The organism is Roseomonas fluvialis, from assembly GCF_022846615.1.
GTDB lineage: Bacteria > Pseudomonadota > Alphaproteobacteria > Acetobacterales > Acetobacteraceae > Neoroseomonas > Neoroseomonas fluvialis.
In genome coordinates this window covers 1,343,310-1,369,633 of record NZ_AP025637.1, presented here as the reverse complement: position 1 = coordinate 1,369,633, position 26,324 = coordinate 1,343,310, and the positions used below count along the sequence as shown (strand labels likewise).

The following is a 26,324-nucleotide window of genomic DNA, read 5'->3' as shown; positions in this document are numbered from 1 at the left end:
GCCGAAGGCGCCTGCGGCGCGCCAGCGCGCAGGATGGCGGCGCCGCTCAGGCATCCGCCGCCCCCAGCAGCCGTCGCAGGCGCAGTTCCTCGAGGTCGAGTTCCTCGACCAGGCGTGTCAGCAGATCCTCCTCCACGCCATCCTCGTCGCGGTGGCGGATCAGGCGGGCGCGGCCGGCGCGCAGCGCGTGCAGCCGGTGTTCGAGCCGCGAGGCCCGTTCCGCGGCGATGGCGCCCTGGTTGATGCCATCGAGCAGGCGGACGCGGTCGCGGTATTCGGGCAGCAGGTCCTGCGCGATGGTGCCCGACAGGACGTCCTCCGCGCGGCGTTCCATTTCCTGCAGCGCGGCGTGGGCGACAAGGGCGCGCGCCGCGGCTTCCGGCGCGCCCATGCCGGGGCGGCGCTTCTCCTCGGCGCCGAGGCGGCGAATGAGCCATTCGAGGGTCGTGCCCTGCAGCACCAGCGTGGCGAGGATGGCGCAGAAGGCGAGGAAGACGATCAGGTCGCGTTCGGGAAAGCCGACCGGCAGCGCGAGCGCGGCGGCGAGCGACACGACACCGCGCATCCCGGCCCAGGAGATGATCGTCATGTGGCTCCAGGGCGGCATCGGGTCCCGGCGGCGGATCGACAGGATCATGCGCGGCAGCCACATCGCCGGCGCCACCCACAGGAAGCGCGAGACGATTAGCGCCAGCGAAAGCACGATCGCAAGCCCGGCGAGGCGCCAGGCGCCGTAGGCGTCGAGCCGGTCCAGGATGCCGTTCAGCTGCAGCCCGATCAGGATGAAGATCAGGCTGTTCAGGATGAATTCGATGAACTCCCACACGGTGCGTGCATCGCGCCGGGTCCGCGCGCTCAGGCCGTGCTGCGCGCGCCCGAGCACCAGGCCAGTCGCGACCACCGCAATGACGCCCGAGACATGCACGAATTCGGCGGCGAAGAAGGACGCGAAGCAGGCCACGAAGGACATCGCGGTCTCAAGCAGCGTGTCGTCCAGCCGCCGGATCGCCACCACCGCGAGCCGCCCGACCGCCCAGCCGATCGCCACGCCGCCGACGCCCAACGCCACGAAGGACAGCCCGGCCTCGACAAGCGAGAAGGTGCCGGCCAGCGTGGCCGCGACCGCGAAGCGGTAGAGCACGAGTGCCGAGGCGTCGTTGATCAGGCTCTCGCCTTCCAGCACGATCACGATCCGCCGGGGCAGGCGCAGGCGGTTGACGATGGCCGCCGCCGCCGCTGCATCGGGCGGCGCCACGATGGCGCCCAGCGCGATCGCCGCCGCCCAGGGCAGCCCCGGGATCAGCGCCTTGGCCACCGCGGCGACGCACAGCGCGGTGAACAGCACCGCGCCCACCGCCAGCAGCAGGATGGGGCGCAGGTTGCCCTTGAAGGCATTCCAGTCGGTCCGGTAAGCGCTGGCCATCAGCAGCGGCGGCAGGAAGAACGCCAGCGCGATCTGCGGGTCGAGTTCGACCAGGGGCACGCCCGGGATGAAGGCCAGCGCCATCCCGCCCAGCACCAGCACCACCGCATAGGGCAGGCGCGCGCGACGGGCCACCAGCGCGAACCCGATACAGGCCGCGACCAGGACCAGGAGCGTCTCGACGATATGCATGGGGCGAAACTGCCAAGCCGCGGCGGCGGAGGGAAGCGCTAGAGCCGTTTCCGTTCGCCGTGGCTCACTGCAACCTCTCTAGACCTCTGTTTTCGCGAGCATCTTCACCCGATCAGATGATTCCATCTGATCGGGATCTGCTCTACTCGTCCTTCCGCCAGCGCCAGAGCACGACCAGCAGCACCGCGCAGACCAGCACCACGGTCGCGAGCATGCCCTGGACCACACCGAAGTTCGGGCTGTCGCGCGCGACGAACAGCGCCGCGAGGCCCCCGCCCGCGGCCAGCACCAGGCGGACGATCAGGTTGATCATGCGGGCTTCTCCCGGTCGTCGAGGGCCTGCAGGCGCGACAGCGTCTCGCGCAGCAGGGCGGTGAGTTCGAGCAATTCGCGTTCGCGCATCAGGTCGACCTTTTCGTGCAGCAGGGCGATCTCGGCCTCGGCGCGCAGGTTCACCTGGTAGTCCGCCAGCGCGCGCTCGCGGTCCACGTCGGACAGCCGGTTCTGGCTCATCATGATGATGGGCGCGGTATAGGCGGCCTGGAAGGACAGCAGCAGGTTGAGCAGGATGAAGGGGAACGGGTCCCAGGCGCCGCCGCCCACCAGCGCGTTGCCGGTGATCCAGGCGGCGAGAAGCCCGGACTGGATCACGATGAAGCGCCAGGATCCGACCGCGGCGGCGACGCCATCGGCCAGGCGCGCGCCCAGTGCCAGCGGCGCGGGCGGACCGCTTTTCCGGCGGCGGCGGGCGAGGGCGACGGTCCGGCGGATATGGCTCGGTTCGACGTGGTGGGTGCGTGTCATGCGCGGGGCTCCTGCGCGTGTCAGTGGCTGTCCTGAAAAGTCGCCGTACGGCGCCGGCCCGCTTCCCCACCCGGCCACCCTCATCCTGGAATGGGTGGCCGGGTGGGAGAGCGGGCCGATGCCATACTTTCAAGGCAGGCTCTCAGTGGCTCGACCGCAGCGTGCCGCCATCGACGTGGATCACCTGCCCCGTGATGTAGCGCGCGCGCGGCGAGCACAGGAAGGTCACCAGTACCGCCAGGTCGTCGGGTTCGCCGATGTAGCCGACCGGGACTTCCTTCTCGGCCCAGGCGCGGCGCGTTTCCTCGGTGGGCATGACGCGCGTGTCGATCTGTTCGGACCGGATGCGCCCGGGGGGCACGCAGTTCACCGTGATGCCGTCCCGCCCCAGCACGCGCGACAGCGCCTTCGACCAGATATGCACCGCACCGTTGGGCGCATTGGCGGGGTTGATGCTGAAGGGTTCGTCGGTGCCCGTCAGGCTGACGATACGGCCCCACTTGTTCGCCTGCATGGCCGGGACCAAGGCGTGGGTGATGCGCCGGCCGGCCTCGAAATTCAGCATCATCGCCTCGCCCCAGACCTCGTCAGTGCCGAGGTCGGTCTGCGGGCGGGACCCGCCGGCGTTGTTCACCAGGATGTCGCAGCGCCCGAAATGGTCCAGCACGGCGTCGCGGATGCGCGGGGCGGCATCGGGCGCGGTGATGTCCTGTTCGATGATCAGTGGCGTGGCGCTGGCGGGCAATTCCGCCGCGAGCGCATCGAGCAAGTGGCGGCGCCGCGCGAGAATGGCGAGGCGGCAGCCCTCGGCCGCCAGCATCGTCGCTATGGCGCGACCGAGGCCGACCGAGGCGCCGGTGACGAGGGCGATCTTGCCGGTGAGGTGGAGGTCCATCGGGCGTGCTCCGGAAGCGTGGGGCATGAAGCGTCGCACGCGCGGCGCGAACGGGCGACAGCGCGACGCGGCACGCCGCGCGACCGCGCCCGGCCGGCCCGGAGACGGCGACCCGCGAACCGGGGCGCGACGTCGCAGGCAACACAGGTCCGCGCCTGCCTGGCCACAACGACGCAAGCGGCCCCAAGGGGCGGATAGCGCAGTGATCCGGGAGCGCACGGCGCGACCGCGCCCAACCTGCACGTCGCGCCGGGACCAACAGGGCGGGGCGCGCAAGCCAAGCCGCCGGAGGCGGCGCCCGGCGCTTGAGGGCAGGGAACTACGCCGCGGTGACGAAGGCGCGCAGGCTCTCGGCTTCCTGCTCGGCCTCGGCGATGCGGGCCTTCACCAGGTCGCCGATCGAGACCATCCCGGTCAGCCGCCCGTCCTCGATCACCGGAAGATGGCGGCAGCGATGCGCGGTCATGACGCCGAGCGCCTCGGCGATATGCGTCTCCCCGCGCACGGTAATGAGGTCCGCCGTCATCAGTTCGCGGGCGGTGCGCGACAGCGCGGCGGCTCCCTCGCGCGCCACCGCGCGCACGATGTCGCGTTCGCTGACGATGCCGAGGATGTTGCCATGCAGGTCACGAACCAGCACCGCACCGATACGATGCTGGGCCAGGGATTGCGAAATGGATGTCGCATCCTCGCCCGGTCCGACCGAGAAGACGTCCGTACCCTTGTCGCGCAGGATCGCGCCGATGGTCATGCCCGTTTCCTCCTTCGTGCCGCAGGCCGGGGGGCCGGCGGGGCGGGGCCGGAGGAAAGCCGGGGGAAGGCAGCCAGGTCCGGCAGTCCTGTCGGCGCAACCAGCAGTGGAGCGTGCCAGCCCCGGCGCACGGAACGCAAGGACGAAGCGCAGGCGATCGCGCAGCGGTGAGGTGGTGGTCCGTCAGTGCGCCGGCACCGCTCCGCCGGCGAGCTGCGTTCGCACCAGTTCAGCGAAGCGCCCGTCCTGTGCCACCAGGGCGGCGAAGGGGCCGCGTTCGGCGACCTGGCCGCCCTCGAAGACCAGGATCTCGTCCGCCTCGCGCACGGTGGACAGGCGATGGGCGATGATGAAGGTCGTGCGCCCGGCCATCAGCGCGGCCAGCGCCTTCTGCAGGCGCGCTTCCGTCGCGGCATCGAGCGCGCTGGTCGCCTCGTCCAGGATCAGCACCGGCGGGTTCTTGATGAGCGCGCGCGCGATCGCCAGGCGCTGGCGCTGGCCGCCGGACAGGTTCGATCCGCGTTCGCCCACCACCGTGTCGTAGCCCTGCGGCTGGCGGATGATGAAGTCGTGCGCCTGCGCCTCGCGGCAGGCGGCCTCGATCTCCTCCTGCGTGGCGTCGGGGCGGCCGATCAGCAGGTTCTCGCGGATGGTGCGGCTGAACAGCATCGATTCCTGGAACACCACGCCGATATTCGCGCGCAGCGATTCGAGCGTGAGGTCGCGCAGGTCGTGGCCGTCGATCGTGATGCGCCCTTCGGATGGGTCCCACAGCCGCTGCAGCAGCGCCATGGCGGTGGACTTGCCCGCGCCGGTCTGCCCGACCAGCGCCAGCGTCTGCCCAGGCCGCGCGGTGAAGGACACGTCGCGCAGGATCGGCGGGCCGCCGGGATAGGCGAAGCCGACCGATTCGAAGGCCACCTCCCCCTTGGCGCGGCCGATGTCGCGCGCGTCCGGCGCCTCGGGCACGCTGCTGCGCGCATCGAGCACGCCGAACAGGTCGGCCAGGCGTGGCGCCACGAAGACCATGTGCGAGACGAAGCCGATCGCGCTTTCGAGGCGCCCGATCAGCAGCGTCGCGAAGCCCATGAAGGACACGATCTCGCCGACCGTGGCCAGGCCGCGCACATGCAGCACCGTGCCGTAGACGAAGATGGCGATGACGCACAGCGTGCTGGCGGCGCGCGTGAGCACCGACACGATCGCCCACCAGTTCAGCACCGGGAACTGGTGGTCGAGCACCTGGCGGATGATGTCGCCGAACATCCGCGCCTCGGAATTCAGGCGGGTGAAGGACTGCACCACCACCACGTTCGACAGCGCGTCCTGGGCATTGCCCGCGAGTCGCGTGTGGAAGTCCTCGACCTTGGCCTGGGCCGCCTGGGTGCGGCGGATGACCAGCACCGAGACCACCACGAAGACCACCACCAGCACCATCAGCAGCAGGCCGAGCCGCCAGTTCAGCACGAGCGTGAGCGGCAGCAGCACCACCACCGAGACGAAGGTGATGATGTGCTCGCGGAAGAAGCCGAGCCACAGGCCGAACAGGTTGTCGGTGCCGACCAGCATCACCTTCATCAGCCGGCCCGACTGCGTATCCCCATGGAAGGACAGCGGCAGCGCGAGGACATGCTGGAAGTAGTCGTGCATGACGCGCAGCCGGTTGCGATGCGCCATGCGGTCGGCGAACAGCCCGACCGCGACATTGCCTCCGATCCCGGCCAGGCCGACGATGCCCCAGATCACTAGCAACTGCGTCGCCTCGGACCACAGCGCGGCGGGTTCCATCCGGTCGGAACGCGAGAGCAGGTCGACGACGCGGCCGAACAGCACGGGTTCGAGGAATTGCAGCGCCGCCAGCGCCAGCGCGGCGATACCGAGGCCGAGCGCCATCGGCCGGTCGCCGCCCAGCATCAGCAGGACGCGGCCATACAGCCTGAGAAACCCCATGCGCACCCGCCCCCTGTTCGCGGCAACCCCCGTCACGGCGCACAGTAGCGCGTTTCGCCGCGGTGTTGGATGCACCACCTGCCCACCGGCCGGCGGGCCGCGCCGAGGGTTGATCCTGCGCGGCGGGCGCGCCAGCTTGGCAGCCGAGACCACCTAAGGCCCGCCACCAGGACGGGCAACCGGGAGAAACAATCCATGATGAATCGTCGCACCCTTCTGGGCGGAGCCGCTGCCGCCACCCTCGCGACCCCGGCGCTGGCCCAGGCCTGGCCAGCGCGCCCGGTCCGCCTGGTGGTTGGCTTCCCGCCGGGTGGGACCACCGACCTGGCGGCGCGCGTGCTGCTGGAACCGCTGACCACACGGCTCGGCCAGCCGGTGGTGATCGAGAACCGCCCGGGCGGGTCGGGCGGCAATGTCGGCGCCGATGTCGTCGCGAAGGCGGAACCGGATGGCTACACCGTGCTGATGCAGACCGTGAGCAGCGGCGCGATCAACCACGGGCTGTACGGCGCGCGCATGCCGCACCGCCCCGACGCGATGACCGCGGTGGCGCTGGTCGTGAAGGTGCCCAACGCGATCTACGTGACCAATGCGCTGCCGGTGCGCACGCTGGCCGAACTGGTGGACTACGCGAAGGCGCGGCCCGGCCGGCTCAACATCGGCTCGTCCGGTGTGGGCACGTCGCTCCATATGACAGGCGAATTGCTGAAGCAGGCGGCGGGCATCGACATGACGCACGTGCCCTTCCGCGGTGCCGGGCCGATGCTGCAGGAGATCATCGCCGGGCGGGTCGAGGTGGGCGTGGACAACCTGCCATCGGTCATCGGGCACCTGCGCGAGGGGCGGCTGCGGCCTCTCGCTGTGACCACCGCCACGCGCACCCCGGCCCTGCCGGATGTGCCGACCACGGCCGAGGCCGGCTTCCCCGCGGTTGAGGCGACCGCCTGGTTCGGCGTGACCGCACCCGCACGCACGCCGCAGCCGGTGGTGGACCAGCTCTCGCGGGCGATCAATGCCTGCCTGGCGGACCCCGCGGTGTGGGCGCGGCTCGAGGATCTGGGGGGGCAGAAGCCGGCGCTGACACCCGATGGCCTGTCCACGCCCGCCACCTTCCAGGCCTTCATCGACGCCGAGATCGTGAAGTGGGGCGAGGTGGTGCGGCGCGGGAACATCACGGTGGATTAAGGGGGGGGGTAGTCTTTAGTGCGCTCTCAAGCGGCGGGCGGCCGGCATCCGCCGGCCTTGCCTTCGCGCCATGCACTGCGGCGCTGACGGCGGCTGATGGTCTGGGCGCTGTCGCGCCGTGCGCTCCCGGATCGCGACGGGGGCGGCGATCCGATCCCGGTGCGTTGCGCCACGCGCTGGCGCGCTGAACGCCGCGCACGGGCCGGGGGCCGTCGCGCGTGCGCTCCCGGATCACCGAGCGATCCGATCCGGTTGCCCCGGTGCCGTGCGGATGGCGGTGTGGCGATGGACCGCGCGGCGCCGCGCCCCTAGGCTGCCCGGCAACGGGGCCGCAGGTCCCGACCGGGAGGAAAGGACACGCCCATGAGGCTCGACCGTCGCGCGCTGTTGGCCACGCCGCTGCTGGGCCTCGCGCGCCCGGCCTTCGCGCAGGCCTTCCCCACGCGCCCCATCCGTATCGTCATTCCATTCACGCCCGCCGGCACCACCGACCTGGTCGGTCGCCTGACGGCCGAACACCTTGGCCGCCGGCTGAACCACCAGGTGGTGGTCGACAACCGGCCCGGCGCGTCGGGCAATGTCGCGGCCGAATTCGTCGCGCGCAGCGAAGCCGACGGGCATACGTTGCTGCTCACCACCATCGGCACCGGCGCGATCAACTTCGCCGTCTTCCGCGACCGCATGCCCTACAAGCCGGACGACCTGGCCGCGGTGGCGCTGATGACGCGCGTGCCCAACGTGCTGATGGCCGCGAACAATACGAACATCCGCACCGTCGCCGACCTGGTGCGGGAGGCGCGCGCGCGCCCGGGCACCATCAACTACGGCACGGCAGGCATCGCGACCTCCCCGCATGTGGTGGTGGAGCAGCTGCGCCTCGCCACGGGGATCGACATCACGCATGTGCCCTATCGCGGGTCGGGCCCGATGCTGACCGAACTGGTCGCGCAGCGGATCGAGACGGGCATGGACAATATCCCCTCCGCCCTGCCCTTCATCCGTGAGGGACAGATCCGCGCGATCGGCGTGACGAGCGCGGCGCGCAACGCATCCCTGCCCGATGTCCCGACCATCGCCGAACAGGGCATCGCCGGCTTCGAGGCGACCGCCTGGTTCGGCGTGCTCGCCCCCGCCGCGACCCCGGCGCCGGTGGTGCAGCGCCTGGGGGCGGAGATGAACGCCATCGCGCTCGACCCCGCCTTCCGCGAGCGTATGGCGAGCCTGGGGGCGGACGTGCCTGGCCTGACACCGGATGGCGGCACCTCGCCCGTCACCTTCGCCGCCTTCATGCGCGCGGAGGTCGTGAAATGGGCCGATGTGGTGAACCGCGCGAACGTGCGCGTGGAGTAGCCGGCATCAGGGGTCGAGGACGGCGCGCAGCACCTCGACCACGGCGCGGAACAGCACCGCCGTGACCAGGATCGAGACACCCAGAAGGGCGAGCACGCGCAGCGGCGAGGCGCGCTTCTGCGGCCGGAAGGCGAGGATGTCGTCGTCCGGACGGGACTGTACCGGCACGGCGCCGCCATCCAGCGGTCGCGGTTCGGGTGCTTGGCGCAGCGCCCCGCCATCGCGCCCGTCATCGCCCGTCCCGGATGCCGCCATCGCCCGCCCTTCGTGCCGTCCGCGCGCCAGGATAGCGCCGTGCCGCAGGGTGGGCCACGCCTGCGCGACAGCGCGCCCGCCCTTGGCGCGCGCCGGCTCCGTTCGCCCTGGGCGTACCGGAATGGCTCTAGCCCTTTGTTTTCGCGAGCATCTCCACCCGATCGGACGATTCCGTCCGATCGGGATCTGCTCTAGGCTCGTGCATCGCCGGCACTCTGGCACCGACCAGGGGCGACGAACGCCCCGGCAACGAGGAGAACGTCCATGCCCATCGCCCGCCGCCCGCTGATCGCCGGCGCGCTCGCTGCCCTGCCACTGCCGGCCCTCGCGCAGGACGGCCCCTTCCCGTCGCGGCCGATCCGCATGATCGTGAACTTCCCGCCGGGCGGCACCACCGACATTGCCGGGCGCATCTACGCCGAGCGCCTGCAGCAGCGGATCGGCCAGCCCGTGCCGGTCGAGAACCGCGGCGGCGCGACCGGCAATATCGGGTCGGAGGCGGTCGCGCGCGCGGCGCCGGATGGCTACACCGTGCTGACCACGGCGGTGTCGCCCGCCGCGATCAACTACGCGCTGTTCGGCGCCCGCATGCCCTACCGGCCCGAGGACCTGGCCGCGATCGGCCTGTACCTGCGCGTGCCCAACGTCATCATGGTGCATCCCTCCCAGCCGATCCGCACCATCCAGGACCTGGTGGACGCCGCGAAGGCGCGGCCCGGCGCGCTGAACTACGGCAGCGCGGGCTCCGGCGGGTCGCCGCACATGTCGATGGAGATGTTCAAGCTGCGGGCCGGCGGGCTGCAGATCACGCATGTGCCCTTCCGCGGCGCGGGGCCGATGCTGATCGAGGCGGTCGCCGGGCGGCTCGAGACGTCGGTCGACAACCTGCCATCCTGCATCGGGCATATCCGCGACGGGCGGCTGCGGCCGCTGGCGGTGACCGGGCATGTGCGCAGCGCCGTGCTGCCCGAGGTGCCGACGCTGGCCGAGACGGTGGTGCCCGGCTTCGAGGCGACCGCGTGGTTCGGCATGCAGGCGCCCGCGCGCACGCCGCGCCCGATCATCGAGCGCCTGGGCGCGGAGCTGGACGCCATCAGCAAGGAACCGGGGGTGCGTGCGCGACTGGCCGACCTTGGCGCCGATCCGCCGAACCTGACGCCGGATGGCGGCACCTCGCCCGCCGCCTTCGAGGCCTTCATCCGCGACGAAATCGCGAAATGGGCCGAGGTGGTGCGTGCCTCCGGGGCGACGATCGACTGACGCGGCGCGGGCGCGGCGGGTTTCGGGGTGGGCGCCTTCACCGCGCTTTCGAACAGCGCGACTGTCGCGCGGTTTTTTTGGCACCGCGCGCCTCCGGCACTCTTTGACACCGCGCGCCTCCGGCACTCTTTGACACCGCGCGCCTCCGGCACTCTTTGACACCGCGCGCCTCCGGCGCGACCACTCCCCCATGCAACGCACCTTCTACGGCTGGGCAACGCCCAATTCGAACCGCGTCACGGTCATGCTCGAGGAATGCGGCCTGGACTACGCCGTGCGCGGCGTGAACATCCGCAAGCGCGAACAGTTCGCGCCGGACATCCTGGCGCTGAACCCCTACGGCAAGGTGCCGATCCTGGTCGAGGATGCGCAGGACGGCAGCGCGCCGCTGGTGCTGTTCGAAAGCGGCGCCATCCTGCTGCACCTTGCCGAGACGCAGAATGCCCTGCTGCCGCACGCGGCCCGCGCGCGCGCCGAGGTCATGGCCTGGCTGATGGTCGCCCTGACCTCGCTCGGCCCGTATACCGGCCAGGCCCATCATTGGACGGACCTCGCAGCCGAAAAGCCCGAGGCGGCGCGGGGCTACAGCCTGGCGCTGGTGGACCGTGTGTATCGGCTGCTGGACGGGCGGCTCGCGCAGGTGCCGTTCCTCGGCGGTGCGGCCTATTCCGTCGCCGATGTCGCGGCCTATCCCTGGGTGGCGCGCGCCGCCTGGGCGGAGCGCGACCTGGCCACGACACCGCACCTGGCGCGCTGGTTCGCAGCGGTGGGCGCGCGCCCGGCGGTGCAGCGCGGCATGGCGCAGCCGCAGGGCGCGCGGCTGGAGTAGCTCAGACGCCGCGGAAGACCGGCGCGCGCTTTTCGCGGAACGCCGCGAGGCCTTCCTGGATGTCGGCGCTGTCCTTGCAGATGCGCGCGCGCTCCTCGCAGGCCTCGATGTCGAGCATGCCGTGGCCGATCTCGTTCAACGCCTGCTTGATGCCTTGCACCGCGAGCGGCGCCATCGAATCCAGCGTGCTGGCGAGCCGTTCCACCGTGCCATCCAGGTCCTCGGGTGGCACCAGGTGCGTGAGGTAGCCCACGCGCAGCAGTTCCTCCGCGCCGAGCTTCTCGGCGGTCAGGAACAGTCGCTTCGCCGTATTGAGGCCGAGGCGCGAGACATAGCGCCGCAGCCCGCCCGGGTAGTAGTGCACACCCAGGCGCGCGGCGGGCATGAACATCTCCATCCCTGTCACCCCCACCCGGAAATCGGCGGTCAGCGCAAGGTCGGTCGACCCACCATAGACGCCGCCCTGCAGCCGCATGATGGTCGGCACGCGCAGCTTCTCGAAGCGGTCCACCATGGCATCGAAGCCGGGCGCCTTGGCGGCGGCTTCCTTGTCCTCGGCGAAGCCGCCCAGGTGGAAGCCGGCGCTGAAGGCCGGACCCGACGCGGCCATGACCAGCACGCGCAGGTCGCGGTTGGCGTCGACCGTCTCGAAGTATTCCAGCAGGCGGATGATGTCGCCGGGTTCGATGCGGTTGCGGTGGCGCGCGCGATGCAGGCGGATGGTCGCGCGGCGGCCACTGATCTCGAGGCTGGGGGGATCGAGGCGCGTGTCTTCGGTCATGGCGTTGTCCTTCCTGCCGGCAGTCTCGCCGATGCGCGCGGCAAAGGCCATGCGTCGCGTCAGCCCATCAGGGCAAGGCCCTCGGCCACCGAGACGAATTCGCCGCCGGCCACCACCCGGGCCGCGCCGAAGCGGGCTTCGAAGATGCGCCGCACGGCCGGCACCAGCGATGTCCCGCCGGTGAGGAAGACGCGGTCGACCGCGCCCGCGTCGGTTGCGGCATCGGCCAGCGCGGCATCGACCGCGGCGGCGATGCGCGCGAGTTCCGGGGCGATCCAGGCTTCGAAATCGCCGCGCGCGATCGGCGCGCTCAGCGCGAAGCGGCCATGGCGGAAATCCAGCACGGCATGCTCGGCCGCCGACAGCGCGGCCTTCACGCCGGACACCGCGCGGTACAGCGCATAGCCGGCATCTTCCTCGATCAGGCGAATCAGGTCGTGCAGCGCGTGGGCGTCCTCGGCGGTGCGCGCGACCTCGGCGATGTCGCGCAGCGTGCGCGGCGCACGCATCATCGACAGCTGGTGCCAGCGCGCGAAGCCGGCATACCAGGCGGGCGGCACCGGCAGCGGATCGCCGCCCATAACGCGGTAGGTCGTGTTCTTGCCCAGCCGCGGCGAAACGACATTGTCGATGATCCGGAAGTCGAAGGCGTCGCCGGCGATGCCCACGCCGGCATGGCCCAGCGCCTGCACGCGCCGCGGCGGACCGGGTTCGAAGCGCAACACCGAGAAATCCGAGGTGCCGCCGCCAAAATCCGCCACCAGCACCGTCGCCGCGCGGTCCAGCCCCTGGGCGAAGCGGTGCCCCGCCGCGGCCGGTTCCAAACCCATCGTGATGTCGGGCCATCCGGCCTGCGCGAAGGCCGCGCGCAGGCGCGCCTCGCCGAAGGCATCGTCGGCGGTCTCACCCACGAAGCGCACCGGGCGGCCGACGGTGATGCGCGCACCCGCCACATCGGGCAGCACGCCCGTCAGCCAATGGCGGAGGAACGTCGCGATCAGCGCCTCCAGCCCATAGGCCCGGCCCAGGATGCGCGTCTCGGTGAAGCTGTGCTGCGCCAGGTAGGACTTCATCGACATGATGAGCCGGCTGTCGAGCGGCGATTCCAGATAGGCGTCGATCGCCGCCGGCCCCGCCGCATCGCGCGGGCGGCCATCGGCACCGGCCCAGAAGCACAGCACCGAGCGGAACACATCGCCGCCGGGCAGGCGCAGCGTGCGAAGCGATCCGTCCGCGCCGCGCAGCGCGGCGACCGAGTTGGTCGTGCCGAAGTCGATGCCGATGGCAGGAAGCATGGGTCCGGGACCGAAGGGGGCGCGCCTTGAAGCGCGAAGCATGGCGGCTGGCAAGCGGGCGGCCGGCCAGGGCCGTCGCGCGGTGCCGGGGCGCAGCCGGGATGCCGCCTCCCCAGGAATTGCGCGGAGCGCCATGCAACCACCCCCCGGCCAGCGCGTTGTGCCGCTGCAACCGGAGGATTAGGTATGAACAGCATCGTCTACATCGTCGGCGCCGTGGTGATCGTGATCGCGATCCTGAGCTTCCTCGGCCTGCGCTGACGCGGCTTGAGCGGCTTGCGCTGACGTGCGGGGCGGCCCGGTCAGGCCGCCTTCGCTTCCCGCCGTCGGCGCGTCAGCACGAATTCCGTGTACCCATTGGGCTGTGCCGCGCCTTCGAAGACCAGGTCGCAGGCGGCCTTGAAGGCAGGGCCGTCGAAGCCCGGGGCCATCGGCACATAGGCGGCGTCGTTCGCGTTCTGGCGGTCGACGACGGCGGCCATGCGCCGCATGGTCTCCATCACCTGGTCGCGCGACACAACCCCATGGCGCAGCCAATTGGCGATGTGCTGCGAACTGATGCGCAGCGTCGCGCGGTCTTCCATCAGGCCGACATCGTTGATGTCGGGCACCTTGGAACAGCCCACCCCCTGGTCCACCCAACGCACGACATAGCCAAGGATGCCCTGGGCATTGTTGTCCAGTTCCGCCTGGACGTCGGCGGGTGACCAGTTGGTGTCGCGCGCCAGCGGCACTGTCAGGATGTCGTCCAGCTTCGCGCGGCGGCCGCCCTTCACCAGTTCCTCCTGCCGCGCGGCCACGTCCACCTCGTGGTAGTGCAGCGCGTGCAGCGTGGCGGCGGTGGGGGACGGCACCCAGGCGGTATTGGCACCCGCCTTCGGGTGGCCGACCTTCTGTTCCAGCATCGCGGCCATCATGTCGGGCATGGCCCACATGCCCTTGCCGATCTGCGCGCGGCCGCGCAGCCCGCAGGCCAGGCCGGTGTCGACGTTCCAGTCCTCATAGGCCTTGATCCAGGGCAGCGCCTTCATCTCGTTCTTGCGCACGACGGCGCCGGCTTCCATCGCGGTATGGATCTCGTCGCCGGTGCGGTCGAGGAAGCCGGTGTTGATGAACACCACGCGGTCCTTCGCCGCCGCGATGCAGGCCTTGAGGTTGACGGTGGTGCGCCGTTCCTCGTCCATGATGCCCATCTTGAGCGTGGCGCGCTTGAGGCCCAGCGCATCCTCGACGCGCGCGAACAGCGCATCCGCCCAGGCCACTTCGTCGGGCCCGTGCATCTTGGGCTTCACGATATAGACGCTGCCGGCGCGCGAATTCATCCGCTTGCCGCGGATGTCGTGCAGCGCGATGGCCGAGGTGCACAGCGCATCGAGGATCGTCTCGGGCACCTCGGCACCGTCCAGCGTGACCGCGTCGGTCATCATGTGGTGCCCGACATTGCGCACCAGCATCACCGAACGCCCATGCAGCGTGACCGCGCCGCCCGAGGGCTTGTGGAAGACGCGGTCGGCGTTCAGCCGCCGCACCATGGTCTGCCCGCCCTTGTCGAATTCGGCCGTGAGGTCGCCCTTCATCAGGCCGAGCCAGTTCCGGTAGACGTCGACCTTGTCCTCGGCATCCACGGCCGCGACGGAATCCTCGCAATCCTGGATGGTGGTGAGCGCAGATTCGAGCACCACGTCGCTGATCCCCGCCGCGTCGGTCTTGCCGATCGGATGCGCACGGTCGAACTTCACCTCGAGGTGCAGACCGTTGTTCACGAACAGCAGCGATGTCGGCGCATGCGCCTCGCCCAGGAAGCCGACGCACTGGCCGGGCCGCGCCAGGCCCACCTTGCTGCCATCCTTCAGCGCGACCTCGAGCGCGCCGGCCTCGAGCCGGTAGCCGGTGGCATCGGCGTGCGACCCGCGCGCGAGCGGCGCAGCACGGTCCAGCACGGCGCGCGCGCGCGCGATCACGGCGGCGCCGCGCGCCGGGTCGTAGCCCTTCGCGCGCGGGCCGTCCTGCGGGATGGCGTCGGTGCCGTACAGCGCGTCGTACAGCGACCCCCAGCGCGCATTGGCGGCGTTCAGCGCATAGCGGGCGTTGGAGACCGGCACGACCAGCTGCGGGCCGGCGAGCGAGGCGATCTCGGCATCCACATCGGTGGTCCCGACCTTCACCTCGACCGGTTCGGGCAGCAGGTAACCGATTTCGCCCAGGAAGGCCGTATAGGCGGCCAGGTCGATCGGCTTCGCGGGGTTGGCGCGGTGCCAGGCGTCGATCTTCGCCTGCAGGTCGTCGCGCCTGGCCAGCAGCGCGGCATTGGCGGGCGCCAGCTCGCGCAGGATACGCTCCATGGACTCCCAGAAGCGGGCAGGTTCGACCCCGGTGCCGGGCAGCGCCTCGGCTTCCATGAAGGCACGCAGCACAGGCGCGACGACAAGGCCCTTCGTTGCGGGCATGGCAGCATTCTCCTCAACACAGGCGCCCGACAGAGCGCAAAATTCGGCGGTGTCCTAGGCGCAAAGCCGCCGCGGGGCAAACGGCGCCATGCGTGCCGCGCGCCTCCGGCAGGGCTTGTCCCCGCGCGCCTCCGACAGGGCTTGTCCCCGCGCGCCTCCGGCAGGGCTTGTCCCCGCGCGCCTCCGGCAGGGCTTGTCCCCGCGCGCCTCCGGCAGGGCTTGTCCCCGCGCGCCTCCGGCAGGGCTTGTCCCCGCGCGCCTCCGGCAGGGCTTGTCCCCGCGCGCCTCCGGCAGGGCTTGTCCCCGCGCGCCTCCGGCAGGGCTTGTCCCCGCGCGCCTCCGGCGCGACCCTCCCTCAACGCCCGAAGCAAGGAACGCCCCCATGGCCTGGACCCCGCCCCCGCATGTGACGCAGCATTGGCATGTCACCAAGCCCGGCGCGACCGGCAAGCGCGGCATGGTCGCCTCCCAGGCGCGCGACGCCGCCGAGGCCGGTATCGCCATCCTGGCCGAGGGCGGGACGGCAGCCGATGCCGCGGTCGCCACCGCCTTCGCCCTGGCCGTGGTGGAACCCTGGAATTCGGGCCTCGGCGGGATCGGCTTCACCCAGGTCGCGGGGCCGGGGATCGGCGCGCAGACCTTCGATTTCGGCCCTGTGTCGCCGCATGGGCTGGACCCCTCCGCCTTCCCCATGACGGGCAAGATGAAGGACGACCTGTTCACTTGGCCCGAGGTGTTCGAGGACCGCAACGTCCATGGCCCACTGTCCTTCGCCATCCCGTCGTCGGTCGCCGGCTATGCCGAGCTGCACGCGCGGCACGGGCGGCTGCCGCTGAAGGTGGTGCTGGAGCCTGCCATTGCGCTGGCCAAACGCGGCCTGGCGCAGGACTGGTTCACGACGCTCAAGGTGGCCAACAGCGCATCCGTGCTGAAGCTGTATGCCGAAAGCGCGCGCATCTACCTGCCGAACGGCCTGCCGCCGGTCGCTCCCTACCAGGGCAGCCCCGGCTTCTTCCGCCAGGGCAACCTGGCGCAGACCCTCGAACGCCTGTCCCGCGACGGGCTGCGCGACTTCTACGATGGCGGCATCGCGGCCGACCTGCTGGCGGATTTCCGCGACATGGGATCGCCGATCTCGGCGGCCGACCTGGCCGGCTGCAAGGCGCTGGTGCGCCCGGCGCTGGAAGCCGCCTGGCGCGGCAAGCGGCTGTTCCTGGCCAATGGCCTGACCGCCGCGCCAACCCTGCTACGGGTGCTCGAAGGCATGCGTGGGGCCGATTTCGCCGGCGCCGCGCCCTCCCCCGCCTGGTACGCGCAACTGGCGCGCGTGATGCGCGAGGCCTATGCCGAGCGCCTCGCAGGCCTGGGTGATGCCGAGCCGAAGGCCGCCGAATCCTGCACCACGCACCTGACCGTCTGCGACAAGGACGGGATGATGGTGGCGATGACCACCACGCTGCTGTCGTCCATGGGATCGCGCGTCGTGCTGCCGCGATCGGGCGTGCTGATGAACAACGGCATCATGTGGTTCGACCCGCGGCCGGAGGCGAAGAACGCGCTCGCGCCCGGCAAGCGGCCGTTGACCAACATGTGCCCCGTCATCGCCGCCGACGGCGATGCGCCGAACCTCGCCACCGGCGCCTCGGGCGGGCGGCGGATCATGGCCTCGGTATTCCAGATGCTGTCCTACGTGGCGGATTTCGGCATGACGCCGGAGGCCGCCGCGCATCATCCGCGCCTCGATGTCTCGGCCCCCGAGGGTGTCACCGCCGATATCCGCCTGGGTGCGGAGACCCTCGCGGCGCTGGCGAAGGACGCGAAGGTGACCGAGGTGGAGCACGCCGTCCTGCCGGTGAACTTCGCCTGCCCGAACATGATCCACATCGCCCCGGACGGCACGCGCCAGGGCATCACGGACGTCATGAGCCCCTGGAGCGCCGCGCTGGCGGAGTGATTCCGCGCACAGCGCTTCATGTTCACGCGCCGTCGCTGCTGCGCTACCGTTCCGCCTGAGGGCGAGCGGAGGCGGCATGTCCGACACCGTCCCGGGACCCGGGACTTCGGAGCAGGCGACGGCAGACAAGGCCGGGGCACCGCGGCGCGACGCCGCGGCGGTGATCCTCGAGGGCCTGGGCGAACGGCGCGAGGGCGCCCGGGTCGAGGTCCAGCTGCCCTGCACGGTCTTCATCGGATCCCATGTCCATGACGGCACGCTGCGTGACATCTCGGCCGGCGGCGCGATGGTGCACGGCGTGCGGGGGCTGCTCGCCGGCGATCTGGTGCGGCTGCGCCTGGCGCGGCTGACCGACCACATCTTCATCGCCGAGGTGCGCGGCGTGAGCCTGCTCGGCGTGCACCTGGCCATCCGCGCGGGCGCCGAGCAGTCGCTCTGGCAGGAGAAGATCCGCGACCTGCTGCCGGACGGCGGCCCGGAAGGCTCCCGTTAATGCGGCTTCCGTAGCCTGGGATTGCCCCGCCCCGATGGCGGGCAAGGACATCAGGCGGGGACGATGCACGGACCGGACGCAGCCACGCTGGACGCGGGAGAGATGAGGCCGCCATCCCGGTGGCCGGCGCTGCATCGCGTGGCCGAACCCTGCACGCTGCGTTCGGCCGGCGGGCGCGTCCGCGACGGGCTGGTGCGCGAGGCCGGCGACCGTGGTGCGATCGTCGCCGGCGTGGGCGGGCTCGACCTCGGGCAGGAAGTCGACCTGGTCCTGCCGCGGCGCGGCGGGCTGCGGGTGCGCGCGCGCATCGCCGGCATTGGCGTGCTCGGCCTGATGCTGGACCTGCGCGGCGCCGATTGCGGGGCGGAATGGCGCGACGCCTTGCTCGGCATGACCGACGGGCGCTTCCGCGCGGCCTGAGGGTCGAACCGCGCGGCACGCGTCTTGCCAACCCTGGCGCGACGGCGGGCCATCCCGGCCGGAGCAGGCAGTGGGTGCCTGTTCCGTGGTCAGTGGACGGACGCTCGCGACTGAACAGGGAGCAGGATCATGAATCGTCGCTCACTTCTTGGGCTGGCGGCCGCGGGTCTCGCCGCGCCGCGCTTCGCCCTGGCGCAGGCCGGCGGCGCCTGGCCAACCCGCGGTTCGATCCGCTTGGTCGCCCAGTTTCCCCCGGGTGGCCTGGTGGATACCGTCAGCCGCCTGATGGCTCCCGCCCTGTCCCAGGCGCTGGGCCAGACCGTGGTGGTCGAGAACCGCGCCGGCGCCGGCGGCGTGATCGGCACCGACTTCGTCGCGAAGCAGCCGGCCGATGGCTACACGCTGCTGGTGAGCCATGCCTCGGTGCACGTGTTCTCGGCGGCGACCATGCCGACCCTGCCGTTCAACCCGATCACCGACTTCACCCACATGGGCATGCTGGTCGAGGCGTCGAACGTGCTGCTGGTGCGCAGCCAGTCGCCGTACCAGACGCTGGACCAGTACCTGACTGCCGCCCGCACGCGGCCGGTGCGCTACGGGTCGTCGGGCATCGGCTCCGCGCCGCACCTGCTGGGGGCGATGCTGACGGGCGCGGCCAATGCGCCGAACCTCGACCACGTGCCCTATCGCGGGTCGGCACCCGCCATGCAGGATCTGATGGCGAACCAGATCGAGTCGATGATCGACCCGATCACCACCAACGTTCAGCTGATCAAGGACGGCGTGCTGCGCGCGCTGGCGGTGTCCACGCCGCAGCGGCTGCCCGCCTTCCCGAATGTGCCGACCTTCGCGGAGCTCGGCTATCCGAAGCTGACCTCCGCGCAGTGGCTCGGCCTGTCCGGGCCGAAGAACCTGCCGGCGCCGATCGTGGACCGCCTCACGACGCTGATCCCGCAGCTGATGGCGCGGCCGGAGCTGATGACCCGCTTCGAGGAACTGCAGACCCTGCCGCGCACGCCCGCACTGCTGGGCACCGACTTCACCGCCGCGATCCAGGAGCAGATCGGCGAATGGACCGCGGTGGCGCGGCAGTACAACATCGTCGTGACGTGATGCAGCGGGGCGGAGAGGGTGCGTCCCTCTCCGCCCCCCCGCTGCGCCGTTGCATGCGCATCGAGACCGCAAGGCTGATCCTCCGCTCGCCGCGGCTCGAGGATGTGCCCGCGCTGTTTGCCTTCCTCGGCGACCCTGCGGCCATGGCGTACACCCATGTCGATGGCTCGCTGCGAGCCTGCCGTCACCGCATTGCGGTGCATGAATACCGCCGGCGGCACGATGGCCACGCGCCCTGGACGATCGCCACGAAGCCGGATGGGCGGCTGATCGGATGGGGCGGCTTGTATGTTGATCCCTTCGAGCCGGGCTGGGGTGTGGAGGTCGGGTACTTTTTCCATCCCGACGCCTGGGGGCGCGGCTTTGCGTCGGAACTGGTGCGCGCCTGCCTCGACCATGCCGACCGTGTGCTGGACCTGCCGGAGCTTCGCGCCTTCGCGCATCCGGCGAATGCCGGGTCGCGGCGCGTTCTGGCCAAGGCAGGCTTCGCGCAGCAGCGCTACATCCCCGAGATGAACCGCTTCCTGTTCAGCCGGCGGCGGCCCGACTGAGCGGCGGGGCCGCCTGCTGCGCGCACCAGCGCGCCACCTCCTCATGCGTGCCGAACCACACGCCGGGCGTGCCCTTCATCAGCGTGACGAGGCGGTCGAGCAGCGCGATGCGGCTGCGATGGCCGATGACATGCGGGTGCATGGTCAGCAGGAAGAGCCCGCCCTCGGCCAGCGCGCCCTCGAATTCGGCGCGGAAGATCTCCTCCACCGCCGAGGGCGGCGTGTAGGGGCGAAGTGCTGCGAAGCGCAGCATATTGAAATACACCGCGTCGTCGCGGATCCATTCGGGTGGCAGTTCCACGATGCCGGTCGGCTCGCCCTGCACTTCCAGCTCGTAGGGGTCGTCATCGGCCATCAGCGATGAGTCATAGAGCAGGCCGAGCTCCTGGATGATCGACATGGTGTCGACCGAGAAATCCCACGACGCGGTGCGGATGCCCACGGGGCGGCGGCCGGTCAGCTTCTCCAGCGTGTCGGTGGCGCGGAAGGTCAGGTCGCGCTCGACACCCGGCGGCAGCTGCGTATTGGCTTCGTGGATCCAGGAATGGATACCGATCTCGTGGCCTTCGTCCGCCACGGCGCGGATTTCATCGGGGTGCAGCAGCGCCGAGACCGCCGGATAGAAGAACGACGCCTTCACCCCGTGCCGCGCCAAAAGTGCGCGGATGCGCGGCACGCCCTGGCGCGCGCCGTACTGGCCCTGGCTGATGCGCATCGGGCTTTCGTCGGAATCGCGCAGCGGGATGGTCTCGTGGTCCGCATCGAAGGACAGGCTGACGGCGCAGCGCGCCCCGCCCGGCCATGACGACGGTGCGAGCGAACGTCCGGCGCGCGCGCGGCCTACGATGCGCCGCCAATGCGCCTCCTCCCAGTCCCAGGGGCCTGGCTTGCTCTCGCTCATCGGGGCTCTCCGCGTCCTTCGTCGTGGCACGCTACTTGCGATCCCGCGGCGGTCAATCCGCCGCGTCATGCGATGCGGCGCCGGTCAATCCGCCGTGTTGCGCGATGCGGTGCGGCGGCCAGTCCGCCGCGTCACGCAATGCGGTGGGGTCAACCCGCCACGTCCAGCCCGCCGGCGCCGGGGCCGCGCAGGTCGGGCGTGGCCCCAAGGCAGCAGGAGCCCGCGATGGACATCGGCGTCTTCATCCCGATCAACAACAATGGCTGGATCATCTCCGCCACCTCGCCGCAGTACATGCCGTCCTTCGAGTTGAACAAGGCGGTGGTGCAGAAGGCGGAGGGCTATGGCTTCGACTTCGCGCTGTCGATGATCAAGCTGCACGGCTTCGGCGGGAAGACCGAGTTCTGGGACCACGGCCTGGAATCCTTCACGCTGATGTCCGCACTCGCGACCGTCACCTCGCGGATCCGGCTGTTCGCCTCGACCGCCGTGCTCACACTGCCGCCGGCGATGGTGGCGCGCATGACCAGCACGATCGACGACGTCTCGGGCGGACGCTTCGGGGTGAACATCGTCTCGGGCTGGCACAAGGTCGAATACACCCAGATGGGGCTCTGGCCGGGTGACCAGCACTTCGGCAAGCGGTACGACTACAGCACGGAATATGTGCGCATCCTGCGCGAGCTCTGGGGTACCGGCCTGTCCGACTTCAAGGGCGAGTATTTCCAGATGGACAACTGCGTCCTGAGCCCGCGCCCCAAGGCGCCGATCAAAGTGGTGGCCGCGGGCCAGTCCGATCGCGGGATGGAATTCGCCGCGCAGTACTGCGACTACAATTTCTGCCTGGGCGAAGGGGTGAACGAACCCACCAAGGCGGCGTCGGTGCCCGCGCGCGTGCTGCAGCATGCGGCCAAGACCGGGCGCGATGTCGGCGCCTACATGCTGTACATGATCATCGCCGACGAGACGGATGCCGCCGCGCTCGCGAAGTGGGACCTGTACAACAAGGGTGCCGACCGTGAGGCGCTGGCGCATCTGCTCGGCAAGGCCGCCGAGGACACCGCGCCGTCCGAGACCTCAATGGCTGCGGCGATCCAGCGCTCCCCCTCGCCCATCAACTTCAACATGGGCACGCTGGTGGGGTCCTACGCCAATGTCGCGAAGATGCTCGATGAGGTGGCGGCGATGCCGGGCGTGAAGGGCATCATGCTGACCTTCGACGACTTCCTGCTGGGCCTCGATGCCTTCGGCAAGCACATCCAGCCGCTGATGTCCTGCCGTGCGGGGCGGATGCTGAACGCGGCCTGAGCGCCGGACAGGTGCGCGCGGGCTTCCTGCGCAGGTCGGCCCGGCGCACCATGGCGGCCTGAACAGCCAGGCCGCCCGATGTCCGATACCGATCCTGCCCTGATGTCCGCCGAGACGCTGCTCGGCCTCTATGCGCGCCGGCGGCTTTCGCCGGTCGAGGCGCTGAAGGCCGTGCTGGAGCGCGTCGCGCGCTTCAACCCCTGGGTCAATGCCTTCGCCGCCATGAACCCGCACGCGTTGCGCGCCGCCGGCGAGAGCGAGGCACGCTGGGCGGCGGGGCGGCCCATCGGGCCCCTGGACGGCGTGCCGGCCACGGTGAAGGACCTGCTGACCATGGCGGGCTTCGCCACGCGGCGCGGCTCGCGCACCACCGACACCACGCCCGCCGCCGAGGACGCGCCGACCGTGATGGGGCTGAAGGAATCGGGCGCCGTCATCATCGGCAAGACCACCACGACGGAGTTCGGCTGGAAGTCGCCCGGCGACTGCCCGCTGCATGGCATCACGCGCAATCCGTGGAACCCGCAGCGCACGCCGGGGGGGTCTTCGTCGGGCGCCGGCGCGGCAGGTGCGGCGTGCTTCGGGCCGCTGCACATCGGCACCGATGCGGGCGGGTCGATCCGCATCCCGGCGGCCTATTGCGGCCTGGTCGGCGTGAAGCCGAGTTTCGGGCGCATCCCGCAATGGCCGCTCGGCGCCTTCGGGCATGTCGCGGTTGCGGGGCCCATGACGCGCACGGTGCGCGACGCCGCGCTGATGTTCGGCGCCATGGCGCGGCAGGATGTGCGCGACCCCTATGCGCTGCCGGACGATCCGCGCGACTGGCGCGGGGGCATCGAGGATGGCGTGGCGGGCCTGCGCGTGGCCGTGGTGCGGCGGATGGGCTTCGAGCCGCCGCTGGATGTCGATGGCGCGGCGGTGCTGGAAGGTGCGGCCCGCATGCTCGAGGAGCAGGGCGCGATCGTCGAGGAGGCCGACCCGGGCCTGCCGGATACGCGCGCGATCTTCGGGCGTGTCTGGTCGGTGGCCATGGCGCGCGTGGTCGCGACGATTCCCGAGGACAAGCGCGAGCTGCTGGATGCCGGCATCCTGGATGTCGCGCGGCGCGACGGGGACATGGCGGCGGTGGACTACCTGGCGGCCGAGGCGATGCGGCTCGAGGCCGCGCACGCCATGGCGCGCTTCCACCAGCGCTACGACCTGGTGCTGACCGCCTGCACGCCGACCGCCGCCTTCGCCGCCGACCAGCCGACGTTGAAGCCCGCGGAATCGCTGTGGCGCGACTGGGCGCCCTGGACCTTCGCCTTCAACCTGACGCGCCAGCCGTCCATTTCCGTGCCGGTGGCGCTGGATGGCGAAGGCATGCCGCGGGCGGTGCAGGTGGTGGCGGCGCTGTATCGCGACGACCTGGCCTTCCGCGGGGCGCGGGCGCTGGAACGCGCGGCGAGCCTGCCTTTGGCCGACCCCGCCGCGACCAGGCCGGCCTGAGGATGACGACCGTGCCCGATGACGACTACGTCTATGACGAGGCCACCGGCGAATGGCGCCCGGCTTCCGAGGTTGCGGCCGCTGCCGCCGTGCCCGAGCGCGTGGTGCGCGATTCGGCGGGCAATGCCCTGGCGGATGGTGATTCCGTCACCGTCATCAAGGACCTGAAGGTGAAGGGCGCGGGGCAGACGCTCAAGCAGGGCACGGTCATCCGGTCGATCCGCCTGACCGGGAATGACGAGGAGATCGACTGCCGCTACGAAGGCATCAAGGGCTTGGTCCTGCGCACCGAATTCGTGCGCAAGCGATAGGGGATTTTCGGATGCGGCTGGTCACGTTCAGGGATACCAAAGGCACGCGCATCGGCGCGCTGGATGATGTGGGGAAAGTGCTCGACCTGGCCGCGGCGGATGCGGGGCTGCCGCGCGACATGCTGGCGCTGATCGCAGGGGGCGAGGCCACGCTGGCCGCGGCGCGCGCGGCGGAGGCGAAGGCGAAGGCGCCGGTGGCCGAGGGCGCGGTGCTGCTCGCGCCCATTCCCCGCCCGGCCAAGAACATCTTCTGCGTCGGCAAGAACTACCACGAGCACGCAAAGGAGTTCGCCAACAGCGGCTTCGACGCAACGGCCAAGGAGGTGGTGCCGGAGGCGCCGGTGGTGTTCTCGAAGCCGCCCACCTGCGTGATCGGGCCGGGGGAACCCATCCCGTCCTTCCTCGATACGTCCAACAGCACCGATTACGAGGGCGAGATCGCGGTGGTGATCGGCCGCGCGGGCCGCGGTATCAGCGAGGCCGACGCCTATGCTCATGTGTTCGGCTACACCATCGTCAACGACGTCACGGCGCGCACGCTGCAGCACAGGCATCGGCAGTGGATCCTGGGCAAGGGCATCGATGGCTATGCGCCGATGGGGCCGGCGATCGTCACCGCCGATGCGGCGGGGGTGCCGCCGAAGCTTTCGATCTCGACCTGGGTGAATGGCGAACTGCGCCAGCGCGCGCCGGTCGATGACCTGATCTTCGGCATACCGACGCTGATCGCGACGATCAGCGCCGCCATCACGCTGGAGCCGGGCGACATCATCGCGACCGGCACGCCGGCGGGCGTGGGCATCGGCTTCACGCCGCCGAAGTTCCTGAAGAAGGGCGACCGCGTGCGGATCGAGGTGCCGGGCATCGGCGTGCTGGAGAATCCGGTGGCTTGAATGGCGTGGGTGCTGCTTGTTCTGTCGGTCACGACGGTGTTGGCAACCGCAATTCTAGCGGCGCGAAGCGAACGCCTTCGGCAGCGCGCGCCAGATGCCTTGGACAGGTCGTTCGACGATGGATTGGGCAGCAGCGGCGGCGGTGAATGGACGCTCCTGCTTCTGCCTGGGTTGCTAGTGAACAAGCGCGCGCAGCGCTTGCTCTTCATCGCCTTGCTGCTGCTCCTGACAACGGCCATCGGCGCTCTCCACATCGCCATCGTGGTGCAGGCCATAGCTCATCCGTCACCGAGCATGGTGCTTTCAGAGGTGTTTCTCTGGGCTGGGACGCTCTTCATTCTAGCCTTGTGCGTGCTCGCGGTGATCTTCGTGGTCGTCCAGCTACGTGAAGCCAATCGCCCAAGGCGCACGTCCGGAGCTTGAGAATGCGCATTTCTCGACGACCGGCTTCCGCTATTCTGGCTGCCTAAAGTCGTCACACCGGGAGGAACGAACATGTTGCGCAGGACGGCACTGGCGACGCTCGCGTGTGCAGCGGGGGCGTCGATTGCGAAGGCGCAGGAGGTATTCCCCTCGCGCGCCGTGAGCATGGTCGTCGCCTTCCCGCCCGGCGGCCAGGCGGATGTCGTGGGAAGACCCGTCGCCGCGACGCTGGAACGCATCTGGCGCGTCGCGGTGCCGATCGTGAATCGCGGCGGCGCTGCGGGTGCGATCGGCAATGCCTCGGTCGCGCGCGCGTCTCCTGACGGCTACACGCTGCTGATGGCGCTGTCGTCGATGGCGCTGCTGCCGGAAGCCGCACGCGTCAACGGGCGCGAGCCGACCTATACGCCCGAGATGCTCGCCCCCATCGCCCTGTTCGCCGCCGACCCCACCGTGCTGGTGGTGCCGGCCGCCAGCCCCATCCGCACGATCGAGGACTTCATCGCCGACGTGAAGGCGCGGCCGGGGCAGGTATCGTACTCCTCCGCCGGGAATTACTCCGCGCTGCATGTGCCGATGGCGCAGCTGTCGCAGGCGGCGGGGCTGGACATGCTGCACGTACCCTTCCAGGGCGGCGGGCCGGCGCTGACCGCGCTGCTGGGCGGGCAGGTGAATTGCCTGGCCTCCGGCCCCGGTCCGGTCGCCCCGCATGTGCGCAGCGGCGCGTTGCGCGCCATCGCCACCTGGGGCCGTACGCGGCTGGCCGGATTCGACGACGTGCCGACGCTGATCGAGAAGGGCTTCCCCGACTGCGAATTCTACATCTGGGTCGGGCTGTTCGCGCCCGCCGCGACACCCGCGCCGGTGATCGCGCGCATCCGTGAAGCGAGCGCACAGGTGGCGCGCGACCCCGACTTCATCCGAATCATGGCCGCCAGCGGCAATACGCTCGACTTCCGCGACGGCGAGGCTTTCCTGCGCTTCTACAACGAGGACGCGGCGCGCCTGGTACGCACGGTGCGCGCGCTGGGGCGGATCGAGTAGCCGCCCCC

At 70.6% G+C, this 26,324-nt stretch carries 26 protein-coding genes; 15 read left to right on the top strand and 11 right to left on the bottom strand.

Features of this window, described 5'->3' with window-relative positions; all coding sequences use genetic code 11:
- Positions 1-46: 46 nt before the first annotated feature.
- From MWM08_RS06700 to MWM08_RS06675, 6 genes are all read right to left on the bottom strand, one after another.
- Positions 47-1,615 (bottom strand): Na+/H+ antiporter, encoded by a 1,569-nt coding sequence (locus MWM08_RS06700; RefSeq protein ID WP_244458688.1) that lies wholly within the window; start codon positions 1,613-1,615, stop codon positions 47-49.
- Positions 1,616-1,757: 142 nt separating this feature from the next.
- Positions 1,758-1,928: a hypothetical protein gene (locus tag MWM08_RS06695; protein WP_244458687.1), complete on the bottom strand. Its 171-nt coding sequence runs from the start codon at positions 1,926-1,928 to the stop codon at positions 1,758-1,760.
- Positions 1,925-2,419, bottom strand: a complete 495-nt coding sequence (locus MWM08_RS06690; protein WP_244458686.1) for a DUF1003 domain-containing protein — start codon at positions 2,417-2,419, stop codon at positions 1,925-1,927. Before MWM08_RS06690 ends, MWM08_RS06695 begins: the two co-directional genes overlap by 4 nt.
- 142 nt (positions 2,420-2,561) lie before the next feature.
- Positions 2,562-3,314: an SDR family NAD(P)-dependent oxidoreductase gene (locus MWM08_RS06685; RefSeq protein WP_244458685.1), complete on the bottom strand. Its 753-nt coding sequence runs from the start codon at positions 3,312-3,314 to the stop codon at positions 2,562-2,564.
- Positions 3,315-3,633: 319 nt separating this feature from the next.
- Positions 3,634-4,065 carry a CBS domain-containing protein gene (locus MWM08_RS06680; RefSeq protein ID WP_244458684.1) on the bottom strand — a complete coding sequence of 144 codons (432 nt, stop codon included), beginning with the start codon at positions 4,063-4,065 and terminating at the stop codon, positions 3,634-3,636.
- A gap of 183 nt (positions 4,066-4,248) precedes the next feature.
- Complete coding sequence (locus MWM08_RS06675) at positions 4,249-6,015, bottom strand: glucan ABC transporter ATP-binding protein/ permease (RefSeq protein ID WP_244458683.1); 1,767 nt, start codon at positions 6,013-6,015, stop codon at positions 4,249-4,251.
- A gap of 195 nt (positions 6,016-6,210) precedes the next feature.
- Between MWM08_RS06675 and MWM08_RS06670 the strand changes: the two genes are divergently transcribed.
- Complete coding sequence (locus MWM08_RS06670; RefSeq protein ID WP_244458682.1) at positions 6,211-7,200, top strand: Bug family tripartite tricarboxylate transporter substrate binding protein; 990 nt, start codon at positions 6,211-6,213, stop codon at positions 7,198-7,200.
- Between the two features lie 363 nt (positions 7,201-7,563).
- The gene (locus tag MWM08_RS06665; protein WP_244458681.1) at positions 7,564-8,550 is read left to right on the top strand and encodes a Bug family tripartite tricarboxylate transporter substrate binding protein; all 987 of its coding nucleotides are present in this window, start codon (positions 7,564-7,566) and stop codon (positions 8,548-8,550) included.
- A gap of 6 nt (positions 8,551-8,556) precedes the next feature.
- On the opposite strand, the gene MWM08_RS06660 is transcribed toward MWM08_RS06665, so the two are convergent.
- Positions 8,557-8,805, bottom strand: a complete 249-nt coding sequence (locus MWM08_RS06660; RefSeq protein WP_244458680.1) for a hypothetical protein — start codon at positions 8,803-8,805, stop codon at positions 8,557-8,559.
- 264 nt (positions 8,806-9,069) lie between these two features.
- On the opposite strand from MWM08_RS06660, the gene MWM08_RS06655 reads away from it, so the two are divergent.
- A complete protein-coding gene (locus tag MWM08_RS06655) occupies positions 9,070-10,065 on the top strand; it encodes a tripartite tricarboxylate transporter substrate binding protein (RefSeq protein ID WP_244458679.1) in 996 nt (331 codons plus the stop codon).
- A 190-nt stretch (positions 10,066-10,255) separates the two neighbouring features.
- Positions 10,256-10,894 (top strand): glutathione S-transferase family protein, encoded by a 639-nt coding sequence (locus tag MWM08_RS06650; protein WP_244458678.1) that lies wholly within the window; start codon positions 10,256-10,258, stop codon positions 10,892-10,894.
- 1 nt (position 10,895) lies between these two features.
- Here MWM08_RS06650 and MWM08_RS06645 read toward each other — a convergent pair whose 3' ends face one another.
- The 3 genes from MWM08_RS06645 to MWM08_RS06635 form a co-directional block, all read right to left on the bottom strand.
- On the bottom strand, positions 10,896-11,675 hold the full coding sequence (locus MWM08_RS06645; protein ID WP_244458677.1) for an enoyl-CoA hydratase/isomerase family protein: 780 nt from the start codon (positions 11,673-11,675) through the stop codon (positions 10,896-10,898).
- Positions 11,676-11,734: 59 nt separating this feature from the next.
- Positions 11,735-12,970, bottom strand: a complete 1,236-nt coding sequence (locus tag MWM08_RS06640) for an Hsp70 family protein (protein ID WP_244458676.1) — start codon at positions 12,968-12,970, stop codon at positions 11,735-11,737.
- A 302-nt stretch (positions 12,971-13,272) separates the two neighbouring features.
- A complete protein-coding gene (locus MWM08_RS06635) occupies positions 13,273-15,417 on the bottom strand; it encodes a malate synthase G (protein ID WP_244458675.1) in 2,145 nt (714 codons plus the stop codon).
- A gap of 382 nt (positions 15,418-15,799) precedes the next feature.
- Here MWM08_RS06635 and MWM08_RS06630 point away from each other — a divergent pair, with 382 nt between their 5' ends.
- The 5 genes from MWM08_RS06630 (at position 15,800) to MWM08_RS06610 (ending at position 19,948) form a co-directional block, all read left to right on the top strand.
- Entirely contained in the window at positions 15,800-17,371 is a 1,572-nt protein-coding gene (locus tag MWM08_RS06630; RefSeq protein ID WP_244458674.1) for a gamma-glutamyltransferase, read from the top strand.
- 76 nt (positions 17,372-17,447) lie between these two features.
- A complete protein-coding gene (locus tag MWM08_RS06625) occupies positions 17,448-17,864 on the top strand; it encodes a PilZ domain-containing protein (RefSeq protein ID WP_244458673.1) in 417 nt (138 codons plus the stop codon).
- Between the two features lie 102 nt (positions 17,865-17,966).
- Positions 17,967-18,284, top strand: coding sequence for a hypothetical protein (locus tag MWM08_RS06620; protein WP_244458672.1), 318 nt, complete (start codon positions 17,967-17,969; stop codon positions 18,282-18,284).
- 129 nt (positions 18,285-18,413) lie between these two features.
- On the top strand, positions 18,414-19,397 hold the full coding sequence (locus MWM08_RS06615; RefSeq protein ID WP_244458671.1) for a Bug family tripartite tricarboxylate transporter substrate binding protein: 984 nt from the start codon (positions 18,414-18,416) through the stop codon (positions 19,395-19,397).
- 53 nt (positions 19,398-19,450) lie between these two features.
- The gene (locus tag MWM08_RS06610; RefSeq protein ID WP_244458670.1) at positions 19,451-19,948 is read left to right on the top strand and encodes a GNAT family N-acetyltransferase; all 498 of its coding nucleotides are present in this window, start codon (positions 19,451-19,453) and stop codon (positions 19,946-19,948) included.
- On the opposite strand, the gene MWM08_RS06605 is transcribed toward MWM08_RS06610, so the two are convergent.
- On the bottom strand, positions 19,926-20,849 hold the full coding sequence (locus MWM08_RS06605) for a polysaccharide deacetylase family protein (RefSeq protein WP_244458669.1): 924 nt from the start codon (positions 20,847-20,849) through the stop codon (positions 19,926-19,928). The two genes, MWM08_RS06610 and MWM08_RS06605, sit on opposite strands and share 23 nt — an antisense overlap.
- 225 nt (positions 20,850-21,074) lie before the next feature.
- Here MWM08_RS06605 and rutA point away from each other — a divergent pair, with 225 nt between their 5' ends.
- From rutA to MWM08_RS06575, 6 genes are all read left to right on the top strand, one after another.
- Positions 21,075-22,157, top strand: coding sequence for a pyrimidine utilization protein A (rutA, locus tag MWM08_RS06600; RefSeq protein WP_244458668.1), 1,083 nt, complete (start codon positions 21,075-21,077; stop codon positions 22,155-22,157).
- Between the two features lie 78 nt (positions 22,158-22,235).
- The gene (locus MWM08_RS06595; protein WP_255751389.1) at positions 22,236-23,645 is read left to right on the top strand and encodes an amidase; all 1,410 of its coding nucleotides are present in this window, start codon (positions 22,236-22,238) and stop codon (positions 23,643-23,645) included.
- A 2-nt stretch (positions 23,646-23,647) separates the two neighbouring features.
- Positions 23,648-23,956, top strand: coding sequence for an alkylphosphonate utilization protein (locus tag MWM08_RS06590; RefSeq protein WP_244458666.1), 309 nt, complete (start codon positions 23,648-23,650; stop codon positions 23,954-23,956).
- Positions 23,957-23,967: 11 nt separating this feature from the next.
- Positions 23,968-24,849 carry a fumarylacetoacetate hydrolase family protein gene (locus MWM08_RS06585; RefSeq protein ID WP_244458665.1) on the top strand — a complete coding sequence of 294 codons (882 nt, stop codon included), beginning with the start codon at positions 23,968-23,970 and terminating at the stop codon, positions 24,847-24,849.
- Positions 24,850-25,272 (top strand): hypothetical protein, encoded by a 423-nt coding sequence (locus MWM08_RS06580; RefSeq protein ID WP_244458664.1) that lies wholly within the window; start codon positions 24,850-24,852, stop codon positions 25,270-25,272.
- Positions 25,273-25,344: 72 nt separating this feature from the next.
- The gene (locus MWM08_RS06575; protein WP_244458663.1) at positions 25,345-26,316 is read left to right on the top strand and encodes a tripartite tricarboxylate transporter substrate binding protein; all 972 of its coding nucleotides are present in this window, start codon (positions 25,345-25,347) and stop codon (positions 26,314-26,316) included.
- The last annotated feature ends 8 nt before the right edge of the window (positions 26,317-26,324 follow it).

Bases quoted from the DNA above. Each gene is read 5' to 3' on its own strand.
- MWM08_RS06580 (WP_244458664.1), top strand. From the start codon at position 24,850: ATGGCGTGGGTGCTGCTTGTTCTGTCGGTCACGACGGTGTTGGCAACC.
- MWM08_RS06605 (WP_244458669.1), bottom strand. From the start codon at position 20,849: ATGAGCGAGAGCAAGCCAGGCCCCTGGGACTGGGAGGAGGCGCATTGG.
- MWM08_RS06625 (WP_244458673.1), top strand. From the start codon at position 17,448: ATGTCCGACACCGTCCCGGGACCCGGGACTTCGGAGCAGGCGACGGCA.
- MWM08_RS06650 (WP_244458678.1), top strand. From the start codon at position 10,256: ATGCAACGCACCTTCTACGGCTGGGCAACGCCCAATTCGAACCGCGTC.
- MWM08_RS06685 (WP_244458685.1), bottom strand. From the start codon at position 3,314: ATGGACCTCCACCTCACCGGCAAGATCGCCCTCGTCACCGGCGCCTCG.
- MWM08_RS06695 (WP_244458687.1), bottom strand. From the start codon at position 1,928: ATGATCAACCTGATCGTCCGCCTGGTGCTGGCCGCGGGCGGGGGCCTC.
- rutA (WP_244458668.1), top strand. From the start codon at position 21,075: ATGGACATCGGCGTCTTCATCCCGATCAACAACAATGGCTGGATCATC.
- MWM08_RS06615 (WP_244458671.1), top strand. From the start codon at position 18,414: ATGAATCGTCGCTCACTTCTTGGGCTGGCGGCCGCGGGTCTCGCCGCG.
- MWM08_RS06585 (WP_244458665.1), top strand. From the start codon at position 23,968: ATGCGGCTGGTCACGTTCAGGGATACCAAAGGCACGCGCATCGGCGCG.
- MWM08_RS06635 (WP_244458675.1), bottom strand. From the start codon at position 15,417: ATGCCCGCAACGAAGGGCCTTGTCGTCGCGCCTGTGCTGCGTGCCTTC.
- MWM08_RS06610 (WP_244458670.1), top strand. From the start codon at position 19,451: ATGCGCATCGAGACCGCAAGGCTGATCCTCCGCTCGCCGCGGCTCGAG.
- MWM08_RS06595 (WP_255751389.1), top strand. From the start codon at position 22,236: ATGTCCGATACCGATCCTGCCCTGATGTCCGCCGAGACGCTGCTCGGC.
- MWM08_RS06680 (WP_244458684.1), bottom strand. From the start codon at position 4,065: ATGACCATCGGCGCGATCCTGCGCGACAAGGGTACGGACGTCTTCTCG.
- MWM08_RS06575 (WP_244458663.1), top strand. From the start codon at position 25,345: ATGTTGCGCAGGACGGCACTGGCGACGCTCGCGTGTGCAGCGGGGGCG.
- MWM08_RS06640 (WP_244458676.1), bottom strand. From the start codon at position 12,970: ATGCTTCCTGCCATCGGCATCGACTTCGGCACGACCAACTCGGTCGCC.
- MWM08_RS06665 (WP_244458681.1), top strand. From the start codon at position 7,564: ATGAGGCTCGACCGTCGCGCGCTGTTGGCCACGCCGCTGCTGGGCCTC.
- MWM08_RS06655 (WP_244458679.1), top strand. From the start codon at position 9,070: ATGCCCATCGCCCGCCGCCCGCTGATCGCCGGCGCGCTCGCTGCCCTG.
- MWM08_RS06700 (WP_244458688.1), bottom strand. From the start codon at position 1,615: ATGCATATCGTCGAGACGCTCCTGGTCCTGGTCGCGGCCTGTATCGGG.
- MWM08_RS06690 (WP_244458686.1), bottom strand. From the start codon at position 2,419: ATGACACGCACCCACCACGTCGAACCGAGCCATATCCGCCGGACCGTC.
- MWM08_RS06590 (WP_244458666.1), top strand. From the start codon at position 23,648: ATGACGACCGTGCCCGATGACGACTACGTCTATGACGAGGCCACCGGC.
- MWM08_RS06675 (WP_244458683.1), bottom strand. From the start codon at position 6,015: ATGGGGTTTCTCAGGCTGTATGGCCGCGTCCTGCTGATGCTGGGCGGC.
- MWM08_RS06630 (WP_244458674.1), top strand. From the start codon at position 15,800: ATGGCCTGGACCCCGCCCCCGCATGTGACGCAGCATTGGCATGTCACC.
- MWM08_RS06670 (WP_244458682.1), top strand. From the start codon at position 6,211: ATGATGAATCGTCGCACCCTTCTGGGCGGAGCCGCTGCCGCCACCCTC.
- MWM08_RS06645 (WP_244458677.1), bottom strand. From the start codon at position 11,675: ATGACCGAAGACACGCGCCTCGATCCCCCCAGCCTCGAGATCAGTGGC.
- MWM08_RS06660 (WP_244458680.1), bottom strand. From the start codon at position 8,805: ATGGCGGCATCCGGGACGGGCGATGACGGGCGCGATGGCGGGGCGCTG.
- MWM08_RS06620 (WP_244458672.1), top strand. From the start codon at position 17,967: ATGAGGCCGCCATCCCGGTGGCCGGCGCTGCATCGCGTGGCCGAACCC.